Annotated in this window: 17 protein-coding genes; 6 read left to right on the plus strand and 11 right to left on the minus strand. The window is 63.8% G+C overall.

The features are described from left to right. Nucleotides 1-298: 298 nt before the first annotated feature. A complete protein-coding gene (locus tag L5G28_RS16155; RefSeq protein ID WP_237002414.1) occupies nt 299-844 on the plus strand; it encodes an SRPBCC family protein in 546 nt (181 codons plus the stop codon). Here the strand turns inward: L5G28_RS16155 and L5G28_RS16160 are convergent. Both L5G28_RS16160 and L5G28_RS16165 read right to left on the minus strand, forming a co-directional pair. After that, a complete protein-coding gene (locus tag L5G28_RS16160; RefSeq protein ID WP_237002415.1) occupies nt 822-1,286 on the minus strand; it encodes a hypothetical protein in 465 nt (154 codons plus the stop codon). The genes L5G28_RS16155 and L5G28_RS16160 overlap by 23 nt on opposite strands. A 113-nt stretch (nt 1,287-1,399) precedes the next feature. Beyond that, nucleotides 1,400-1,813: a hypothetical protein gene (locus L5G28_RS16165; RefSeq protein ID WP_237002416.1), complete on the minus strand. Its 414-nt coding sequence runs from the start codon at nt 1,811-1,813 to the stop codon at nt 1,400-1,402. A gap of 437 nt (nt 1,814-2,250) precedes the next feature. Here L5G28_RS16165 and L5G28_RS16170 point away from each other — a divergent pair, with 437 nt between their 5' ends. Beyond that, a complete protein-coding gene (locus L5G28_RS16170) occupies nt 2,251-2,742 on the plus strand; it encodes a peptide-methionine (S)-S-oxide reductase (protein ID WP_237002417.1) in 492 nt (163 codons plus the stop codon). A gap of 67 nt (nt 2,743-2,809) precedes the next feature. Continuing rightward, complete coding sequence (locus L5G28_RS16175) at nt 2,810-3,499, plus strand: TetR/AcrR family transcriptional regulator (protein WP_237002418.1); 690 nt, start codon at nt 2,810-2,812, stop codon at nt 3,497-3,499. Here the strand turns inward: L5G28_RS16175 and L5G28_RS16180 are convergent. The 3 genes from L5G28_RS16180 to L5G28_RS16190 all read right to left on the minus strand — a co-directional run bounded on the left by L5G28_RS16180 (nt 3,496) and on the right by L5G28_RS16190 (nt 5,625). Then, nucleotides 3,496-4,314 (minus strand): MBL fold metallo-hydrolase, encoded by an 819-nt coding sequence (locus L5G28_RS16180; RefSeq protein ID WP_308191986.1) that lies wholly within the window; start codon nt 4,312-4,314, stop codon nt 3,496-3,498. The two genes, L5G28_RS16175 and L5G28_RS16180, sit on opposite strands and share 4 nt — an antisense overlap. Further along, complete coding sequence (locus L5G28_RS16185) at nt 4,311-4,874, minus strand: ester cyclase (protein ID WP_237002419.1); 564 nt, start codon at nt 4,872-4,874, stop codon at nt 4,311-4,313. The genes L5G28_RS16180 and L5G28_RS16185 overlap by 4 nt, the downstream gene beginning before the upstream one ends. 241 nt (nt 4,875-5,115) lie before the next feature. Continuing rightward, nucleotides 5,116-5,625: a hypothetical protein gene (locus L5G28_RS16190; protein WP_237002420.1), complete on the minus strand. Its 510-nt coding sequence runs from the start codon at nt 5,623-5,625 to the stop codon at nt 5,116-5,118. Nucleotides 5,626-6,097: 472 nt separating this feature from the next. On the opposite strand from L5G28_RS16190, the gene L5G28_RS16195 reads away from it, so the two are divergent. After that, nucleotides 6,098-6,571, plus strand: coding sequence for an NADAR family protein (locus L5G28_RS16195; RefSeq protein ID WP_237002421.1), 474 nt, complete (start codon nt 6,098-6,100; stop codon nt 6,569-6,571). Between the two features lie 154 nt (nt 6,572-6,725). Here the strand turns inward: L5G28_RS16195 and L5G28_RS16200 are convergent, their stop codons facing one another. The 6 genes from L5G28_RS16200 to L5G28_RS16225 all read right to left on the minus strand — a co-directional run bounded on the left by L5G28_RS16200 (nt 6,726) and on the right by L5G28_RS16225 (nt 13,132). Continuing rightward, nucleotides 6,726-7,214, minus strand: a complete 489-nt coding sequence (locus tag L5G28_RS16200) for a hypothetical protein (RefSeq protein WP_237002422.1) — start codon at nt 7,212-7,214, stop codon at nt 6,726-6,728. Then, nucleotides 7,211-7,600 (minus strand): helix-turn-helix domain-containing protein, encoded by a 390-nt coding sequence (locus L5G28_RS16205; protein WP_237002423.1) that lies wholly within the window; start codon nt 7,598-7,600, stop codon nt 7,211-7,213. The genes L5G28_RS16200 and L5G28_RS16205 overlap by 4 nt, the downstream gene beginning before the upstream one ends. A 66-nt stretch (nt 7,601-7,666) precedes the next feature. Next, nucleotides 7,667-8,023 (minus strand): hypothetical protein, encoded by a 357-nt coding sequence (locus L5G28_RS16210; RefSeq protein ID WP_237002424.1) that lies wholly within the window; start codon nt 8,021-8,023, stop codon nt 7,667-7,669. A 576-nt stretch (nt 8,024-8,599) separates the two neighbouring features. Next, on the minus strand, nt 8,600-10,258 hold the full coding sequence (locus tag L5G28_RS16215) for a DUF3320 domain-containing protein (protein WP_237002425.1): 1,659 nt from the start codon (nt 10,256-10,258) through the stop codon (nt 8,600-8,602). Continuing rightward, complete coding sequence (locus L5G28_RS16220) at nt 10,240-11,151, minus strand: HNH endonuclease (protein WP_237002426.1); 912 nt, start codon at nt 11,149-11,151, stop codon at nt 10,240-10,242. The genes L5G28_RS16215 and L5G28_RS16220 overlap by 19 nt, the downstream gene beginning before the upstream one ends. 109 nt (nt 11,152-11,260) lie before the next feature. After that, the gene (locus L5G28_RS16225; protein ID WP_372477243.1) at nt 11,261-13,132 is read right to left on the minus strand and encodes a DNA/RNA helicase domain-containing protein; all 1,872 of its coding nucleotides are present in this window, start codon (nt 13,130-13,132) and stop codon (nt 11,261-11,263) included. 290 nt (nt 13,133-13,422) lie between these two features. Here L5G28_RS16225 and L5G28_RS16230 point away from each other — a divergent pair, with 290 nt between their 5' ends. Continuing rightward, nucleotides 13,423-14,148: a Fic family protein gene (locus tag L5G28_RS16230; RefSeq protein WP_237002427.1), complete on the plus strand. Its 726-nt coding sequence runs from the start codon at nt 13,423-13,425 to the stop codon at nt 14,146-14,148. An 85-nt stretch (nt 14,149-14,233) separates the two neighbouring features. Next, nucleotides 14,234-15,814 (plus strand): glutamine-hydrolyzing GMP synthase, encoded by a 1,581-nt coding sequence (gene guaA / locus L5G28_RS16235; RefSeq protein ID WP_237002428.1) that lies wholly within the window; start codon nt 14,234-14,236, stop codon nt 15,812-15,814. Nucleotides 15,815-15,852: the final 38 nt, after the last annotated feature.

Below are 15,852 nucleotides of genomic sequence, written 5' to 3' on the forward strand. Positions count from 1 at the left end.
GGGCACCGGCCAGATCCGGAGGATCGCGGACGTCATTTCGTCCGTGCGCTGGTCGATGAGGGCTTCGTCCCAGTCCGATTGCTGCGTCGTCTTCGCTCACGGCACACGCGTCCCGCCATTTCTGGGGAAGGATGTGCTCGACAGGGAGGCTGCTGCGCTCGATCTGCGGCTGCTTTGTCTCGCCGCACGGTCGTGTGTGGCCGCTCGTAGGGGTTCGAGTCGCGGTACCGTCAGGAAGTGTCGGGCGTCGCCCGAGGTGACTGTAGTCGGCGCTCACGTAACGAACGGAGTTCGAACGATGACCGGCCTGCCGCCCGACCGCGAACTTCACGCCGAGACCACTGTGCATGCGACACCCGACCGGGTGTGGTCGGTCCTATCGGACCCGGCGACCATGAGGACGGCGAGTCCGGAACTGTTCGCGACGTCCCGTACGCGGCGGGGGCCGCTGCGCGTGGGGGAGACGTTCATCGGTTGGAATCGCAACGGTTTGGTCGTGTGGCCGACCGTCAACAAGGTCACTGAAGTCGAGCCCGGGCGGAAGCTGGCCTGGTTCACGCGGACGAGCGGGGCGACGTGGACATACACCCTCACGGGCGACGGCACCGACACGATTGTTCACGAGAGCCGCCGCATCGACCAGGCTGTGTCCCGAACGGCAAAGGTGTTCGCCGCGGTCTTTCTCGGCGGCTTGGCGAAGCATGCGGACGAGTTGGATGAGCACGTCGCCGAGACGTTAGAAGCGATTCGGCAGATGAGTGAGTCCGGAGGAAAGTTAGGGTCGCGACACCGTCTACGCCGCGCGGTGACAGCGACGTCCCTCAACCGTGCACGTACGTCGTGATGCGGCTACCGATCTCACGGATCGCAACGCCCAACAGGACCAGTGCGAAAGCGGCAAACGTCGACAGGCGGGGAGAATCGCCCACTCCGGAATCGAGCGTCCACAGGATGAGTGCCCCACCGACGATCGGTGCGATGACGATAACAACGCACGCGAACAGCCGGCGGACGATCACGGCGTGCGCCAGTGCCGCGATCACTGTGACGGCAAGTGCCGCTATCGATATCGACGCCAAGGTATTCGACGTGGTGAACAAGTCGCCTGTCACGTCGCTCACCGAGGTCATTGGCGTGTATGAGGCGTCCGAGTAGCGGACCGGGGCTCCGGAGGGAGGCATCGCCAGCTCTGCCATGAGCTGTGCGACCACAAACACCCACCAAGCTGAGCTTCCGGTGAACTTCGCGACCTGGAGCGACCGACTGAACGTTCGAGCAGCGTTCACGAGCCTCCCCTCCCCAAGGCCGGACGGTTCGACCCGCTCGAATGCTACCCGGCGGTCGTAAGGCCGGAGGGCGGGCGAGGTCCCGCGGACAACGTGACCAGCAGCGTGACTCGTCAACCTCCGTTGGTGGTCTCGATGACCTGTGTGACTTCTGCCGTGACGACGGCGTCGCTGGAATCGGTTTGAACGGAAAGAGTCTCATCGATTCTCACCCGTGTGCCGATCATGGTGAATCGATCAAGGATGGGTTCTTCGCCGCCATTGACTTCGTACAACACCTTGAACGATCGGCCTTCCAGAATGGAGCTCACGCCGTTGAACGTAGGCGAGATGGAGACGCTCAGGAGGCATCCCGCCGAACCGAAGCACTTCTTCTCCTCGGTCAATACCTCGAGCGAGAAGTCCGACGCGGTCAGGGGGACCGCTTCGGGTGTCGTCTCCGCTGGCGTTGCGTCATCGTCGTCGGTAGGTGTGGACGTTGTGCTGCCGCTGGATCCGAACGCATATCCGATGCCTCCGCTGGTCACCGCGACGAGCAGGGTGACGACTGCGGCCAGGAGGATCGTTCGTCGTGGCTTCCGTCGTAGCGGCTGGCCGCCGCTCGGAGGCAATGGTGGGGGCATGGTCGGAGGCGGTGGACTGCCCGCCGACGTCGTCCCTACGACTTACTCGGTCGGGGAGTGGTGCATCGGCGAGGCCGCATAGCTCGGTCCGATCGGTTCGTCTGGCAGTGTGGGGTTCATCGTGGTCCTCGAATTCCGTTTTGCGTGTGTAGCCGGAATCTATGCCCGTGAGCCGACAGAAGATCCGTCGTCGTAGTCACGTGATGGCCGCGGACGACACATCGGCAGACTGATAGTGGCTGGTCAGCGGCCTGTCCCTGTCAGTCGTACAGATGAAATCGGGTTCGGATACCGGTCGGGGCGATGCGCGTCCCGTCCTCGCGCATCGATACCATCGGCCCATGGACGGCGAGAACAGCAGCGAGCAGATCTACTTCGCCGGCGGTTGCCTCTGGGGCGTCCAAGCGTTCATCGGAACGCTGCCCGGAGTGACCTTCACCGAGGCGGGGCGGGCCAACGGTGCAAGCCAGTCCATCGACGGCCCCTACGACGGGTACGCCGAGTGTGTGCGAACGCGCTTCGACCCGGCCGTGGTGAGCGTCGAGCAGTTGATGGGGTACTTCTTCGAGATCATCGACCCGTACAGCGTGAACCGGCAGGGCCCGGACGTCGGTCGGAAGTACCGCACCGGCGTGTACTCCGACAGCCCGTCCCACCTCGGCCAGGCGCGGGCGTTCATCGCGGCGCGCGACGACGCCGATCGGATCGCGGTAGAGGTGCTTCCGATCGCCAACTACGTGCGGAGTGCGCAGGAGCATCAGGATCGGCTCGCGCGTTTCCCCGACGATTCTTGTCATCTCCCTGCGGAGTTGCTGACCAAGTACAGCGACTGACCCCGGGGTGCGGTAGCAGCAGGATCGGCAATTACCCACCTCGTGGACTTATGACACGATTGCAAGCGTGAACAACGGGTCGAGTGCACGCCGAGGCCGCCCACCCAAGGGCTCGCCGCTGCTGTCCAAGCCCGCCATCGTGCAGGCCACGCTCCAGGTGATCGACGCCGAAGGGGTGGGCGGGGTCAGCATGCGCGCAGTCGCGAGGGTTCTCGGTGTCGACCCCAAGAGCCTCTACAACCACGTCGACGGCAAGGACGGGCTGTTGGATGCGGTGACCGAAGCGCTGCTGGGCGCACTCGATCTGCCGGATCCGACCGGTGACCTCGCGGCCGACCTGACGGCGATCACCTACGCGTTCCGCGATCGAGCGTTAGCGCAACCGGACGCCGCTGCACTAGTCCTGACCAGGCCGATGTTGTCGCTCGAGGGACTCGCACCCGTCGAAGCGGTATTGAGCGTCTTGCGAGCCGCAGGGTTCGATGCGCGGGAGGCGGTGCATCTCCTCCGCGTCGCCCTCGCGACGTTGATCGGCACGCTGCTACGAGAGGTCGACGCGGGACCGACATTCGGGTCCGATGACGTCGCTGGCCGCACGGCCGTTCTGGAAGCCAGCGGTCTTCCGGCGGTCGCGGGCGCGGCGCCGTACCTGGCGACGTTCGACGCTCGGCGAGAGTTCGACTACGCGGTTGAGCTGTGCGTCGACGCGGTGCTTCGCCGAGTACCGCGCGCGGCCGATCCGACCAACGGCGACTAGCCGCGTTGTCCCGACGACTCTCGCGCCGCCGCTAGAAGTGTCGGGTCGTGGGCGTTGACGATCTGTAGTCCAGGGTCGTTGGACGCCAACAGTTCTCGGAGCCGCTCATGATTTTCGCGGACTCTCGGCCAGTCGAAGGCGACGGTGCGCTCCATAGCGAGCAGTCCGAGCGGCGCCTTGCCGTGGCCGCCGATCTGGCCGGAGTGATAGAAGGAGTCGCCCGCGTGCAGGATCCAGCGACCGTGGCCGGCGTCGACGGCGATGGCAGCGTGTCCGCGACTGTGCCCGGGGAGCGCGAGCATGACGATGCCGTCGCCGATCTCGGTCAGCTCGGTGGCGCTCGCGAATCCGCGCCACTGATCACCGGCTGCGGGCTCGTGGCGCACCAACTCGGGGCGGTGGTCGCGCTGTGCCGGTAGGTACCGTGACTTCTCGGCGAACGTCCGCGGCGTGAGCGCGGCGGTCGCTTCGTCGCCGGTCAAGTGGATTCGCGCCCACGGGAAGTCGGCGATCCCGCCGACGTGGTCGGCGTCGAAATGGGTCAGGACGATGTCGCGGACGTCGTGTGGGTCGAACCCACGGGCCTGAACCTGTCTGACTGCGGCTTCGGCTTCGTCGAACACCGGACGCACGACGAAGCGCGACGGACCGAACAGCTTGCCGGGTTCGCTTCCGTATCGCAGACCGAGACCGGTGTCGACGAGAGCCAGCCCGGTCGGCGTCTCGACCAACAGGACGTGGCAGACCAACCCGCCGGGTGTCGCGAGCGGGCGCATGGTGCCGCAGTTGAGGTGGTGGACTTTCAGCGCCGTCATCGCAGACCGTCCGGTGGTGTCGTGTCGGTCAGTCGCGGATCGGGTTCTGCGCCGGACATGGCCAACGCGCCCTTGGCGACGCCGAGGAGGGTCGCCAGGTCTCGTGGGCTCTTCTTGTCCAATCCGCCAATGAGCTGCTTGAGGATCGTGAGCTGGTCGAAGTAGATCCGTTCGACGATCGGGTTCTCGTTGTGGTCAAACACGAAGTATGCGGTCATGCGGGTGCGGTGCCTGCTGCCGGTCGGCGGGATCGCGCCCAGCGGCCGCTTGTGGGTGCCGAGCAGCCAGAACTCGACGATCACCGAATCGTGGCTGTGACGGATGTCGATGATCTCGTGGTGTTGGTCGGGGAACGCGACGCGCGTGGCGTTGTAATAGTCGCGCACCTCGTGATCGCCGTCGTGGACGATCATCTGGGCGATCAGCTCGTAGTGCGGGTGCGGGAACGTCGACAGGGTGGCGTCCCAGTCCTGCACGACCTCGTCGTGGAAGTGATCGAGCACAAGCTTCTCGCGGGCACGAAGGACGCCTTCGGGAGGGATGGTGAATCGGTCGGTCATCGCGGTACTCCTGGATCGAATCGGGGCTGTGATCGGGAGGGCGCGGTTGCATCGCAAGGAGTGATCCGCGTCGTGGGTAGCAAGCGATACTATACCCACGATGTGGATTTAATGGGCGATCTCCACGACGCACAACGCGCGCCCTCGATCTGCCCGAAGGCTCACCCGATCGGCAGATGATCCGGAAGCGGTGCGGTGAGAGCGTTTGGCGGAGTGCGGGGCGTCGACGTGGGGAGCTCGCTCAGCCTCCGTAGGTGGTTTCGATGACCTGTGTGACTTCGGCTGTGATGACGGCGTCACTGGAGGCGGTCTGGACGAACAGCGTCTCGTCGATTGACACTCGTGTTCCAGTCATCGTAAAGCGGTCGAGAATAGGGTCGTCGCCGCCGTGGATCTCGTACAGGACTTTGAACGAGCGTCCTTCCAGAGTCGACATCGTGCCGGCGTAGGTAGGCGAGAGTGAGATGGTCACGTTGCACCCGGCGGAGCCGAAGCACTGCTTCTCCTCGGTCAGGACGTCGAGCGTGATGTCTGAAGCGGTCACGGGGATCGCTTCGGGCGTAGTCTCGTCGGCCACCGGCAGCGTCTCGTCCTCGATCGACGCCGAGGTTGTGGTTGGTTCGGTGCCGCTGGACCCGAACGCATACCCGATTCCTCCGCTGGCCCCCGCGATGAGCAAGGCGGCTATCGCGGCGAAGACGATCCTCCGCCGTGACCTTCTCGGCGCCGGTTGTCCGCTGGTCGTGAACACGGGCGGTGGGCTGCCCGCGGGAGGTGGAGTTGCGAGGAATTGGGGTTGGGAGGGTTGCATCGGCGGTCCCACCGGGTTAGGGCCGGTCGGGTCGCCTGGCTGTAGGGGATTCATTGGTTGACCTCGATTTTGTTTGTCTGCGTAGTCGGAATTTACGACTTCGGGGTGACAGAAGAGCGGCATCGGAGGTCGCTAGATTCTGATTATAGGCTGTCGAAGAATGAGAAATGCCTGATCAGCGTGATGTGGTTGTCCGTCGTACATATGAAATCGTGAACTTATCGTCGTTCGATTCCGATAGCTACCGTCGGACTGGATCGCGGTGGGGATAGTCGGACGACTACCACGAGAGCGGTATCTACTGGGTTGAACACCTGGGTCGCTGTATGACAGGGAGCGCCGTGACTGGTTCGGCGCTCCTCGGCAGGTCTCCACGGGTCCAGATGTCGTACCCGGATGCGACTATTCGTGCATGACAGGCAGAGTCTCAGTCCAAGCAATCGAGTCGTTTCGTGGTCCGCACTTTTTCCTGTCGAACTTCTACGCGGTGGAGTTCACCGTGCCGGGTCTCGGAGTGGTCTCCACGTCCGAACACGCGTTTAACGCGTTGAAGTCGACTGATCCGGCGGAGCAGCAGTTTGTAGTCGCGGCGCCGACACCCGCGGAGGCGAAACGGCGCGGGCGTTCAATTCGACTGCGTGCCGACTGGGACACCGGCATTCGTGTCCGCGCGATGCAGGTAGTGCTCCAGCACAAGTTCGTCGCCGTCGACATGCGCAAGCTGCTGGCGGCGACGGACAGCGCACGACTCGTCGAGGGGAACACGTTTCACGACAACTTCTGGGGTGACTGTCGATGTGGCGGTCCTCGCTGCTCGGAGTCTGGCGTGAACATGCTCGGGGAACTGCTAATGGCCGAGCGAGCAAGAGATGGGGAGTTCGGGTAGCCGACGTAGACGGCTACGCGTAGCACTCGTGATCTCGCCCAGCGTCAACGTTGCTGTCGCGATCTGCACGCGCGCATCTCGGCCATGTACTCGGTTGTACTTGGCGATAGTCGTGGTTCATTTAAAGGCTGCCGCCTTACGCAGCGGTTCGAGGCTACGGTTCGGCGATTGTCGAGGCTGCGCGGGCACTGGCGATGATGGAGTCGACGTCCGCGTCGCTGAGCGCGTAGAGCGGGTCGAGGACCAACGCAGGCAGGCCGACTGAAGACGATGCTTCGGCGAGTGCTCCGCGGATGTAGCCGAGCGCGACTTCGACGCCCCAGCCATGGAGAAGATCTGCGAGCTCGACGTCGGTTGGCGGGTCTGGCCGTGTGAAGTCGAATCGGACCTCTATATCTTGAACTGTGGTGAGCTGGTCGTCGTTCACGCGCGCGACGACGCGAAGGCTCACGGTCTGCACGTCCGGCGTGCCGCCGATGAGCACTCGTGCCGCGATGCGTGAGGAGGCCTCGTCCGCATCAGATCCGCTTGCGACAGTGACGAGAAACGGAGCATCGGAACTGTCGATGTCGGTCCACTTGCGCACGACAGCCCGCTGATGCCATCGCATCGAGGTGCTCGACAGTGCGTGCTTCAGGCTCATTGCGCGACGCGAGGCGGGTGTTGTCCCCACGTATCCGTGTCGGAGTACGTGGTCTGAACTGTGCTGACCGGCGTATCGGTGGCCGGGCGGTGAACGTTGGCGTCGAGCGACACGAAGTGGTGGTAGCGGACGCCAACCGACGCAGCGTACCGACGGATCGTCGACAGCCTAGGGTCGTTCCCGAGCTGCTCGAACTGGCTGACCGCCGTCTTGTGCCGACCCCACGCGGCAGCGAGGTCGGCTTGCGTCAACCCGGCGGCAGTGCGGTGCGCGATAAGGGTTGCCAGGAACTCGGCGTCCTGTGCGGCAAGATGCTTTGCGAGATCCTCGGCAGCATCGAGGTCGGACTCGTCCACCATCGCCATGGCATCATCGAAACTGGACATGGGTAGAGCTTAACCTCTACCGGGAGTGAGGGGAAGTCGTTCGGGCGGTCGCGTGATTACGCATGCTCATGGCGACATCCTGTGGTGGATGGCGGCGACATTAGCGTCGGACCTGGTGATGTAGGTGGTGGCGGACTTGTCCGCTTCGGCAATGTGGGCGTCCTGTTGTTCGGCCCAGTCTTCGGAGATCGATTGGTCGGGTTTGAACGCGGCGAGCGACCAGATGAGTGAACCTGGCCACGCGGTCGGGGCTGCGAAGTAGGCGCGGTGGTGTAGGCGCCAGACGTCGCAACCTTCTCGTGGCTGACGAAGTTCGCCGATCGGTTGGGTCGTACGGCCGCTGCCGACAGGAAACGACCATTCGTTTCCCTGTACCGCGCTGTTGTCTGGGCCTTCGATCTGGTCGACCCTGGCCTTCTCCACGAGCCGAAGCAGGTCGGCCTTCGTCGAGTGAAGCGCGCGAAGCCGAATGAGAGTCTGTGACTCGTTCAGGCGGGGAGCCGACGGGTCATCGAGGAAGTCCCACAGCCGACGGACGTACGAGTCGCATGAGGCGATCCACTCGGGCGTCGTGTGGCTGTCAGCCCTCCCTCCGACCGCGGCTCGCCATGCACTCGTGTCGTCGGTGTTCATCATGGCCTCCTCGTTCGATCAACCCGTTGCCAAGGGAAGGCGACACGGACGTCACGAACGTTCTCATCGAATTGGGTGGAGTGTATGAGCCAGGACCGACAATCCGGCGCGCGCGGAACGAGTGTTCAACGGACACGAACTCCAGTTCCGCGAAGCACGTTCTCCGTTGTCGTCATCGACTCCAGACGGATGGTCCACATACAGTTCGACGCGCGTCCTGCGAGGTCGGTGAGTAGACGTGCCTCACGATGTGGGACGGTCCGGTTGTCGTCACGACCGGTCGACCACGACACATTCACGAGGCGCCACGTGGATTCGCGTGGCACGACTCGTTCGCTGACGCAGGTTCTGTGTCGAGGAAGTCGATCAACGACAGTCGGGCGTGCCAGGCCGTGTTCGGCTGTACACGTCCGCCATGACGGTGACCTTTTGGTCGCTGACAGCTCGATCGATGCACGCCTGCGCACGTTCACGGAGGCCGTCTGTGATGCGTGTCATGCCGAACTGCTGGTACATGGCACGCGTCAGGTGTTCGACGTCGAGCTGTGCGTCTTCGAGGCAGTAGAGGAGCGCGTTCACGATCTCCTCGGGCGGGATCTCGGAGGCGGGGCGCTTTCGCTCGTCAGGGGCCGGTCGCCTGAACGACGCCCACGTATGCGGGTCTTTGTCGTCGGGCCAGACGAAAGCGCCGAGATCACCTCGCCGGATCTGGTGGCGAGGCACCAGCATTCGGACGAAGTCTGTTTGGTTGGCACGCGCTCGGCCGTAGTTGAATCGTCGAACGAGGCGTGCGCACAGCTGATCGAGATGGATCGGTCCCTCCACCCGTACTGTCTCTTCGAGCGCGCTCCGAATCTTGGCTCTGAGCGGGCTCGATTGATGCATCATCAGTTCGTCTCGCGACCCCAGCGGTGTGTCTTCGACCGACACATACGGGCTTGGTGTCACCTCCGCTGGCCCGCTGTCGAGGAGACGGACGGGACTGGGCGGCAGATCCGCAACGACGGCGGAGGCAACGCGCAGCGACTGCCGACGTTCTGGCCGCGCCTCGACGATCGGCACAGTGCTCGCCGGGACGAGGACTTCGTCGAGAGAGGTGGGCTCAGGCGCGGGCTCGTGGCTCACCTCAGGGCCGTCGGCCGTGGCGACCTCTAAGGTCGGCTCGTCGCGTTCGGCCACGGCCTCCCGGGCGATCCGTTCGGCTTCGGCCGCGGCCACCGCGTCGGCGATGGTCTGCACATTGCCCTCGCGATCATTGATCCACGATGGAAGCCACACGCGAACGACTTCGTCCCAGCCCATCATCGACTCCAACAGACTTGGCATCACATCACGATCGGTGACCGTGGCACGACTGCGCCAGCGTGGGCCGTCGAGCATGACCGCGATCTGCCACGTCGGGGAACTCGGCGCCTTGACCGCGATGTCGACGCAGAACTCCGACATCCCGAACGCCGGTTGCACGTCGAGTCCAGCGGAGCGCAACGCTTCGGCGATATCGGTTTCGACCATGTTGGTCTGCCGGGAACTGGAAGGAGTCGCCGACCCGTTGCCGGCGATCGCTGCTTCCATATAGCCCCGAAGGTGTGCCAGGCCGACCGCGGAGGTGCGGTTCAGGTCGATGTCGGACGGGTCGAACGAACTGAACATCACCACCTTCCGCTTGGCACGGGTGACCGCGACATTGAGGCGCTTCTCGCCGCCGGAACGACTCAGCGGACCGAAGTTGAGCGGCAGCTGGTCCTTTCCGGTGGGTTTCGACAACGCCGTCGAGAACAGGATCACGTCGCGTTCGTCGCCCTGGACGTTCTCCAGGTTCTTCACGAACAGTCCGTCTTCGACGTCGGGTGACAGCAACTCGCGGACTCGCGAGTCAATGCTGGCCTCGAGAAGGTTGAGAACCAGGTCCTGTTGCTGGCGGTTGAACGTCACAACTCCGATGCTGCGGTCGTCTCGTTGGACGAGTCGCTCGACCTCACTGGCAATCTGGCTAACGAGTCGCGAGATCAGTGACCCGAGTACCAAACGCAGTCGGCACGGTGGCGGCCGAGTGCCTCCTGATCCGGGTGCTGGGACTTATTGTCGGGGAGCGAGATCTTCGTTCCGGCCAGGTCCCGGTATGTGGAGGATCCAAGTTCAGGGGACACGATGATGCGGTAGTCATGGCCGATCGTCAACTGGTGGAGATCGAACAGTGTGTGGATGTCGGCGCGGAGTAGCAGTCCGTTCTGGACGTGGTCGGTCCTGCCGCCCCGAAAGGGGTCGATATGTGCGGCTTCGAGCGCGCCGACCGCATCGGAGCGTGTCACTGCGCATTCTTCGTGGTAGGCGGCGAGGAGTGCGTTCCGGAACTTCTTAGATCCACGTCGGTTCGCAATGGAACGTTTGATGAACTCTCGCGTGTCTTCGTCAGGTTGCGCATCGTACGGCGTCACGTCGTCGAGCGGACTCGGACTCCAATTCGTCGTGAAATCTATGTCCACGCCTCGCTCGGCGCCTGGTTGATACAGCCCACGAAGCCTGGCGATCTTGTCCTTCTCCACGATCGGGTTTCCACCTGCGGGCGGAGCCAGCCTCTTGTCGATCAGCTGCTCGACCTCGCTCCATGACGGCTTCCATTCAGGGCTGGAAGCGAGGGGTTCGAATGCGAACCGATGGGTGTAACTGGCGGTATCGACATTGAACCAACGTGCTTTGGTAAGGGACGGGTCGGACAGGGGCCGGAGAGCTTGAGTGACTCGACCCCACCCGTGTAGGCCGGAAACCGACTTGGTCCCGGTTACCCAAAAGAAGACGTCGTCGCCCGGCTCCATCTTTCGAAAGGTCGAGTACGTCAGAATGTCCCAGAACCCGTCTTCCATCGCGAATCTCGCGTGCTCCGGGGTTGCGTTGTCGACTTTGACGATCCATCCAGTCACTTGCAGGCATGCCTATTCCAGGTTCGCTCCGGGTGGAGGCGTGTCCTGTACGGAAGCCTGTCGGGCCGTGCTTGTTCGTCGGTGTTTTGTTTAGTTGTGCGTCCGGGTGTCAGGCAGGGGCATTCACCAACCGGTGCAGCGCATCCCGTGTCTGTTCGTCCGTCGAGTAGAGGACCGTGCCGACCATGCCGCGGGTCAGCAGCACCTTGTAGACGTGACGGACTAGACGGTCGAACCGCACATCCGAGATGTTCTTGGCGCTACGGAAGTCGGGATCGCGGTTGGCGGTGCGGTCGGTGATGAAGCGGCCGTCGCGCCACAGAAGGTCGGGTCCGAAGATGACCCCGTTCCAGTCGTACTCGAAACCCTGAGCGGTATAGATGCAGCCGACTTGGCCGAACCCGCCATCCTGAGTGGCCCACAGCGCGGACGGGGGAGCGTCGCCGACTCTTCTGTCGCCCTTGGCATTCCATGGTCGGGCCCAATCGCCGATCTCGACGTCTGGGACCAGCTCTCCGTCGCGAGGATCGGACCAGGGCCAGCAGAACCCGGCTGTCATGCGCGCTGAGTAGCCGTCGTCCATCTTCTCGAGAAGTCGACGCTCGAGATCCCATGGAGTGTCGGCTACCTCGACGGAGAACTCGGGAACGGGCTTCCACGCGGTCGGCTCGTTCTCGGACAGTCCGAGCAGACGGTGGACCCAGTCGAGATACTCGGCACTTCCTCCGCAGCGGAATTGAGCATCGAGCGGGACGTGGACGGTCTCCAAAGCGAGGGTCTTGGCGTACGCAGTGATCTGTTCGAGCGAACCCATTTCGCCGGGCCGCACCACCTGATGCTCGTCCAACAGGAAGACAGGGACTCGCGCGGCGGAGATCAGTTCGTCGATCTGTGGTCGGTCTGTTCGCAGTGACGCCTTTGTGTAGCGGTCGACGGAGGTCTCGCGGACGCGGTGCGCTTCGTCCATGAGTAGGACGTCAAGGTCGTTCGCGTCAGCGGTCATGAACTGGTTGAAGTACTTGAACATCTTCTGCACGCGGGGTGCGCGATGTCCGGCGACCTTGCGGAGCGTCTGCGTGAACGAACGCGACCCAGTGGCGTGTAGAACAGTGCGGCCCTGCCGCGCGAGCTCGCCGAGTAGTTCCAGAGCGATCACGCTCTTGCCGCTTCCCGGTCCGCCGGTGACGATGATGACGCGCTTCGAGTTCGACTTCTTTGCCTGATCGACCTGGTGCATCACGAGATCGACGGCCAATTGCTGATTGCCGAGCAGATGGAACTGCGAGCGATTCTTCACCTCGTCCGCCGCTACTTTGAGAAGTTGGCGCGACGGAGACGCAGCCGAGTTCAGGAGTAGGTCGGCCGAGGCCTTTCCGCCGTGCGGAGCAAGGCGCGAGCGGAGGAACTCGTGGAACTTTCCGCGGTCGGCCGCCGTGAACACACGACCCGTCGTCGTGACAGGAACGTTCTTCAGGTCGGCGACTAAGGTCGGATCGCTCGCGTTATGAAGGTATGCGGCCCCTGCCAGTGCGTCAGGCTGGTCCTGGAGCACCCGGGCGAAGTCGTTGATGTAATCGCAGTAGCCGCGAACTTGAAGGATCGGGTTGAGCTTGGGTCCGCCCGGCGTGCTGGGAACTTCGACGAGGTCGGCGCTGTCCTCGAACGAGTAGGCGGCCGTCCACTGCTTTAGTTCGATGACCACATACGATGGCTCGCCGGTCGTCGGGTGCACGCCGGCCAGGACGACGTCGGCACGCTTGGACGTGAGCGGCATCTGGTACTCGATCAACATCTCGACGTCGTCGAGGCCCGCGTCACGAAGATCCACTGCGAGCGCTGGAAGGCTCCGCTGCCACGAATTCTGTTCAGACTCCCCGACACGGTGACCAGTGGTGAACAACATTTGGCTCAGCAACTGCTCCACCAACGAATCCGGTTGACTCATCCGCGGGTCGGCGGCAGTCGTACGAAGCAGCGTCACTCTCAGTCCCCAGGGCAGCACGAAACGATTCGTGCGGGTGGGGACATATCAAGGAGCGCAAGGCGTTAGAAGTCCGTCGGGCCGCAGGTGTCAGGTTAGCTGATGGCGTACTCGTCGCTGTGGCGTGGCACACGGCGTGCTGCGTCTGCGGCCAGGGAGGCTGTACGCGACATGGACGCTCGTGGTCGGGAATGCGGCGCGAAGGGCAACAGACTCAAGCTCTGCCTCAGAGTAGCTATGGCGGGCCCCCGGTCGCCCAGACCAGGGGAGAACTGGCCGGACGTTGTCGCATGTCGAAGCTGCCCGAGGGCAGAGGTACTCTTCAAACGTCAGGAGCTCGGTGGCAGCGGAGGGAAATCGCAGTGGCGGACTTGACCGTTGGTGACCTAGCGGGAGTCGTCTACTCGTCCGGAAAGGTATTCGACGGACTGTCGACGGGTCGGCTCGATACTGAGAATTTCCTTTCGGATGGAAACCTAGACGGCGTTGCGTCTCGCGCCGACCTCGCCTTGCTCGAAGACCTTCGAGATGCGGCGCAGTTCATCATCGATCGTGCACCGCAGCCGGTCGATGCTGCGTTCGTCAAAGAGGTCAATGCGACGATTACACGCAGCGGCGCACTGCATCCGGGGCAGCTGCGGACTGCGGCACAACGAATCGGGGTCGCGACCACTCATGGTCGCCATGAGCCAGACGCACTCACCGACGATGCGCTGCAGTCACTTGTTGCGTCCGCCGTCGCCGGACAGGACGTGCGCGAAGATGCAGTGAATCTGTTCGTCGACCTCGCTAAAGCCCAACCATTCGAAGACGGAAATAAGCGCACGGCGGTGTTTGTGGCTAACGCACTGCTCATCGGGAACGACGCTGACGTTCTCCTCACGATCCCGGTCGACGAAAACGATCCGAGCGTCGCCGCAACGTTTAACGACGCCCTCGCTCGCGCGTACGTCTTCGACGAGCATGATGGCGTGAAATCTCTACTCCGTGAACGTGGCCTCACCGCCCGCGGGTGACATCACAAATCGCGACGTCCGAGCTCCGAACCGACGACGCTGACCAGCGGCAACTGTTGTCTGCACCACCCGATAGACTGACCCCGTGACGAACCCATCCGCAGACCATCCGCGTCCTGTCCTCGTCGTCGACTTCGGAGCCCAGTACGCGCAGCTCATCGCTCGGCGTGTGCGCGAGGCCCGCATCTACTCGGAGGTCGTTGCCCACGATGCGACGCTCGAGGAGATCACCGCGAAGAATCCGGCGGCACTGATCTTGTCGGGCGGGCCGGCGTCGGTGTACGCCGACGGCGCGCCGACCATCGACGAGAAGCTGTTCGACCTCGGCATCCCCGTGTTCGGCATCTGCTACGGCTTCCAGAAGATGACCGCCGCGCTCGGCGGAGTCGTCGCCAACACCGGTGGACGCGAGTTCGGTCGCACCACGTTGACCGTGTCGGGCGACGGCAAACTGCATCGCGGACTTCCCGAGACGCAGCCGGTCTGGATGAGCCACAACGACGCCGTGCAGAGCCCGCCCGAAGGGTTCGACGTGACCGCGTCGACGCCGGGCGCCCCGGTCGCGGCCTTCGAATGCGTCGAGCGGCAGATGGCCGGCGTCCAGTACCACCCCGAAGTGATGCACAGCCCGCACGGCCAGGAAGTGCTCACCCGCTTCCTCTACGAGGTTGCCGGCCTCGAACCGACGTGGACCGCGGCCAACATCGCCGACGCGCTCATCGCCGACGTGCGCGAACAGGTCGGCGACGATCTCGCGCTCTGTGCACTGTCCGGCGGTGTCGACTCGGCAGTCGCGGGCGCCCTCGTGCAGCGCGCGATCGGTGACCGGCTCACCTGTGTGTTCGTCGACCACGGTCTGCTGCGCGCCGGTGAGCGTGAGCAGGTGCAGAACGACTTCGTCGCCGCCACCGGCGCGCGCCTGGTGACCGTCGACGCCGAAGAGACCTTTCTCGGACACCTCGCGGGCGTGTCCGACCCGGAGGAGAAGCGCAAGATCATCGGCCGCGAGTTCATCCGGTCGTTCGAAGACGTCGTGTCCGAAGCACTCGGCGACCGCGCAGCCGAAGGCAAGACCATCGACTACCTCGTCCAGGGCACCCTGTACCCGGACGTCGTCGAATCCGGCGGCGGCAGCGGCACCGCCAACATCAAGAGCCACCACAACGTCGGCGGGCTCCCCGAAGACCTCGAGTTCAAGCTCGTCGAACCGCTCCGCCTCCTGTTCAAAGACGAAGTGCGTGCCGTCGGACGCGAACTCGGACTGCCCGAAGAGATGGTCGCCCGCCAGCCGTTCCCCGGCCCCGGCCTCGCGATCCGCATCGTCGGTGAAGTGACCAAGGATCGGCTCGACCTGCTCCGCCAGGCCGACCTGATCGCACGTGAAGAACTCACCTCGGCCGGGCTCGACGGCCAGATCTGGCAGTGCCCGGTGGTCCTGTTGGCTGATGTTCGCAGCGTCGGTGTGCAGGGCGACGGACGGACCTACGGCCACCCGATCGTGCTGCGCCCGGTGTCGAGCGAAGACGCCATGACCGCCGACTGGACCCGCGTCCCGTACGAGGTGCTGGAGATCATCTCGACCCGCATCACCAACGAGGTGCCCGACGTGAACCGCGTCGTGCTCGACGTGACGAGCAAGCCGCCGGGGACCATCGAATGGGAGTGAGACTTCCATAGGGTCCTACCGTCAGGCCCTCGCACCTT

The organism is Gordonia liuliyuniae (assembly GCF_021739025.1).
GTDB classification, from domain to species: Bacteria; Actinomycetota; Actinomycetes; order Mycobacteriales; family Mycobacteriaceae; genus Gordonia; species Gordonia liuliyuniae.

Coding starts and splice junctions, on each gene's coding strand:
- L5G28_RS16205 (WP_237002423.1), bottom strand. CDS start 7,600: ATGTCCAGTTTCGATGATGCCATGGCGATGGTGGACGAGTCCGACCTC.
- L5G28_RS16155 (WP_237002414.1), top strand. CDS start 299: ATGACCGGCCTGCCGCCCGACCGCGAACTTCACGCCGAGACCACTGTG.
- L5G28_RS16185 (WP_237002419.1), bottom strand. CDS start 4,874: ATGACCGACCGATTCACCATCCCTCCCGAAGGCGTCCTTCGTGCCCGC.
- L5G28_RS16195 (WP_237002421.1), top strand. CDS start 6,098: ATGACAGGCAGAGTCTCAGTCCAAGCAATCGAGTCGTTTCGTGGTCCG.
- L5G28_RS16230 (WP_237002427.1), top strand. CDS start 13,423: ATGTCGAAGCTGCCCGAGGGCAGAGGTACTCTTCAAACGTCAGGAGCT.
- L5G28_RS16180 (WP_308191986.1), bottom strand. CDS start 4,314: ATGACGGCGCTGAAAGTCCACCACCTCAACTGCGGCACCATGCGCCCG.
- L5G28_RS16170 (WP_237002417.1), top strand. CDS start 2,251: ATGGACGGCGAGAACAGCAGCGAGCAGATCTACTTCGCCGGCGGTTGC.
- L5G28_RS16200 (WP_237002422.1), bottom strand. CDS start 7,214: ATGAGCCTGAAGCACGCACTGTCGAGCACCTCGATGCGATGGCATCAG.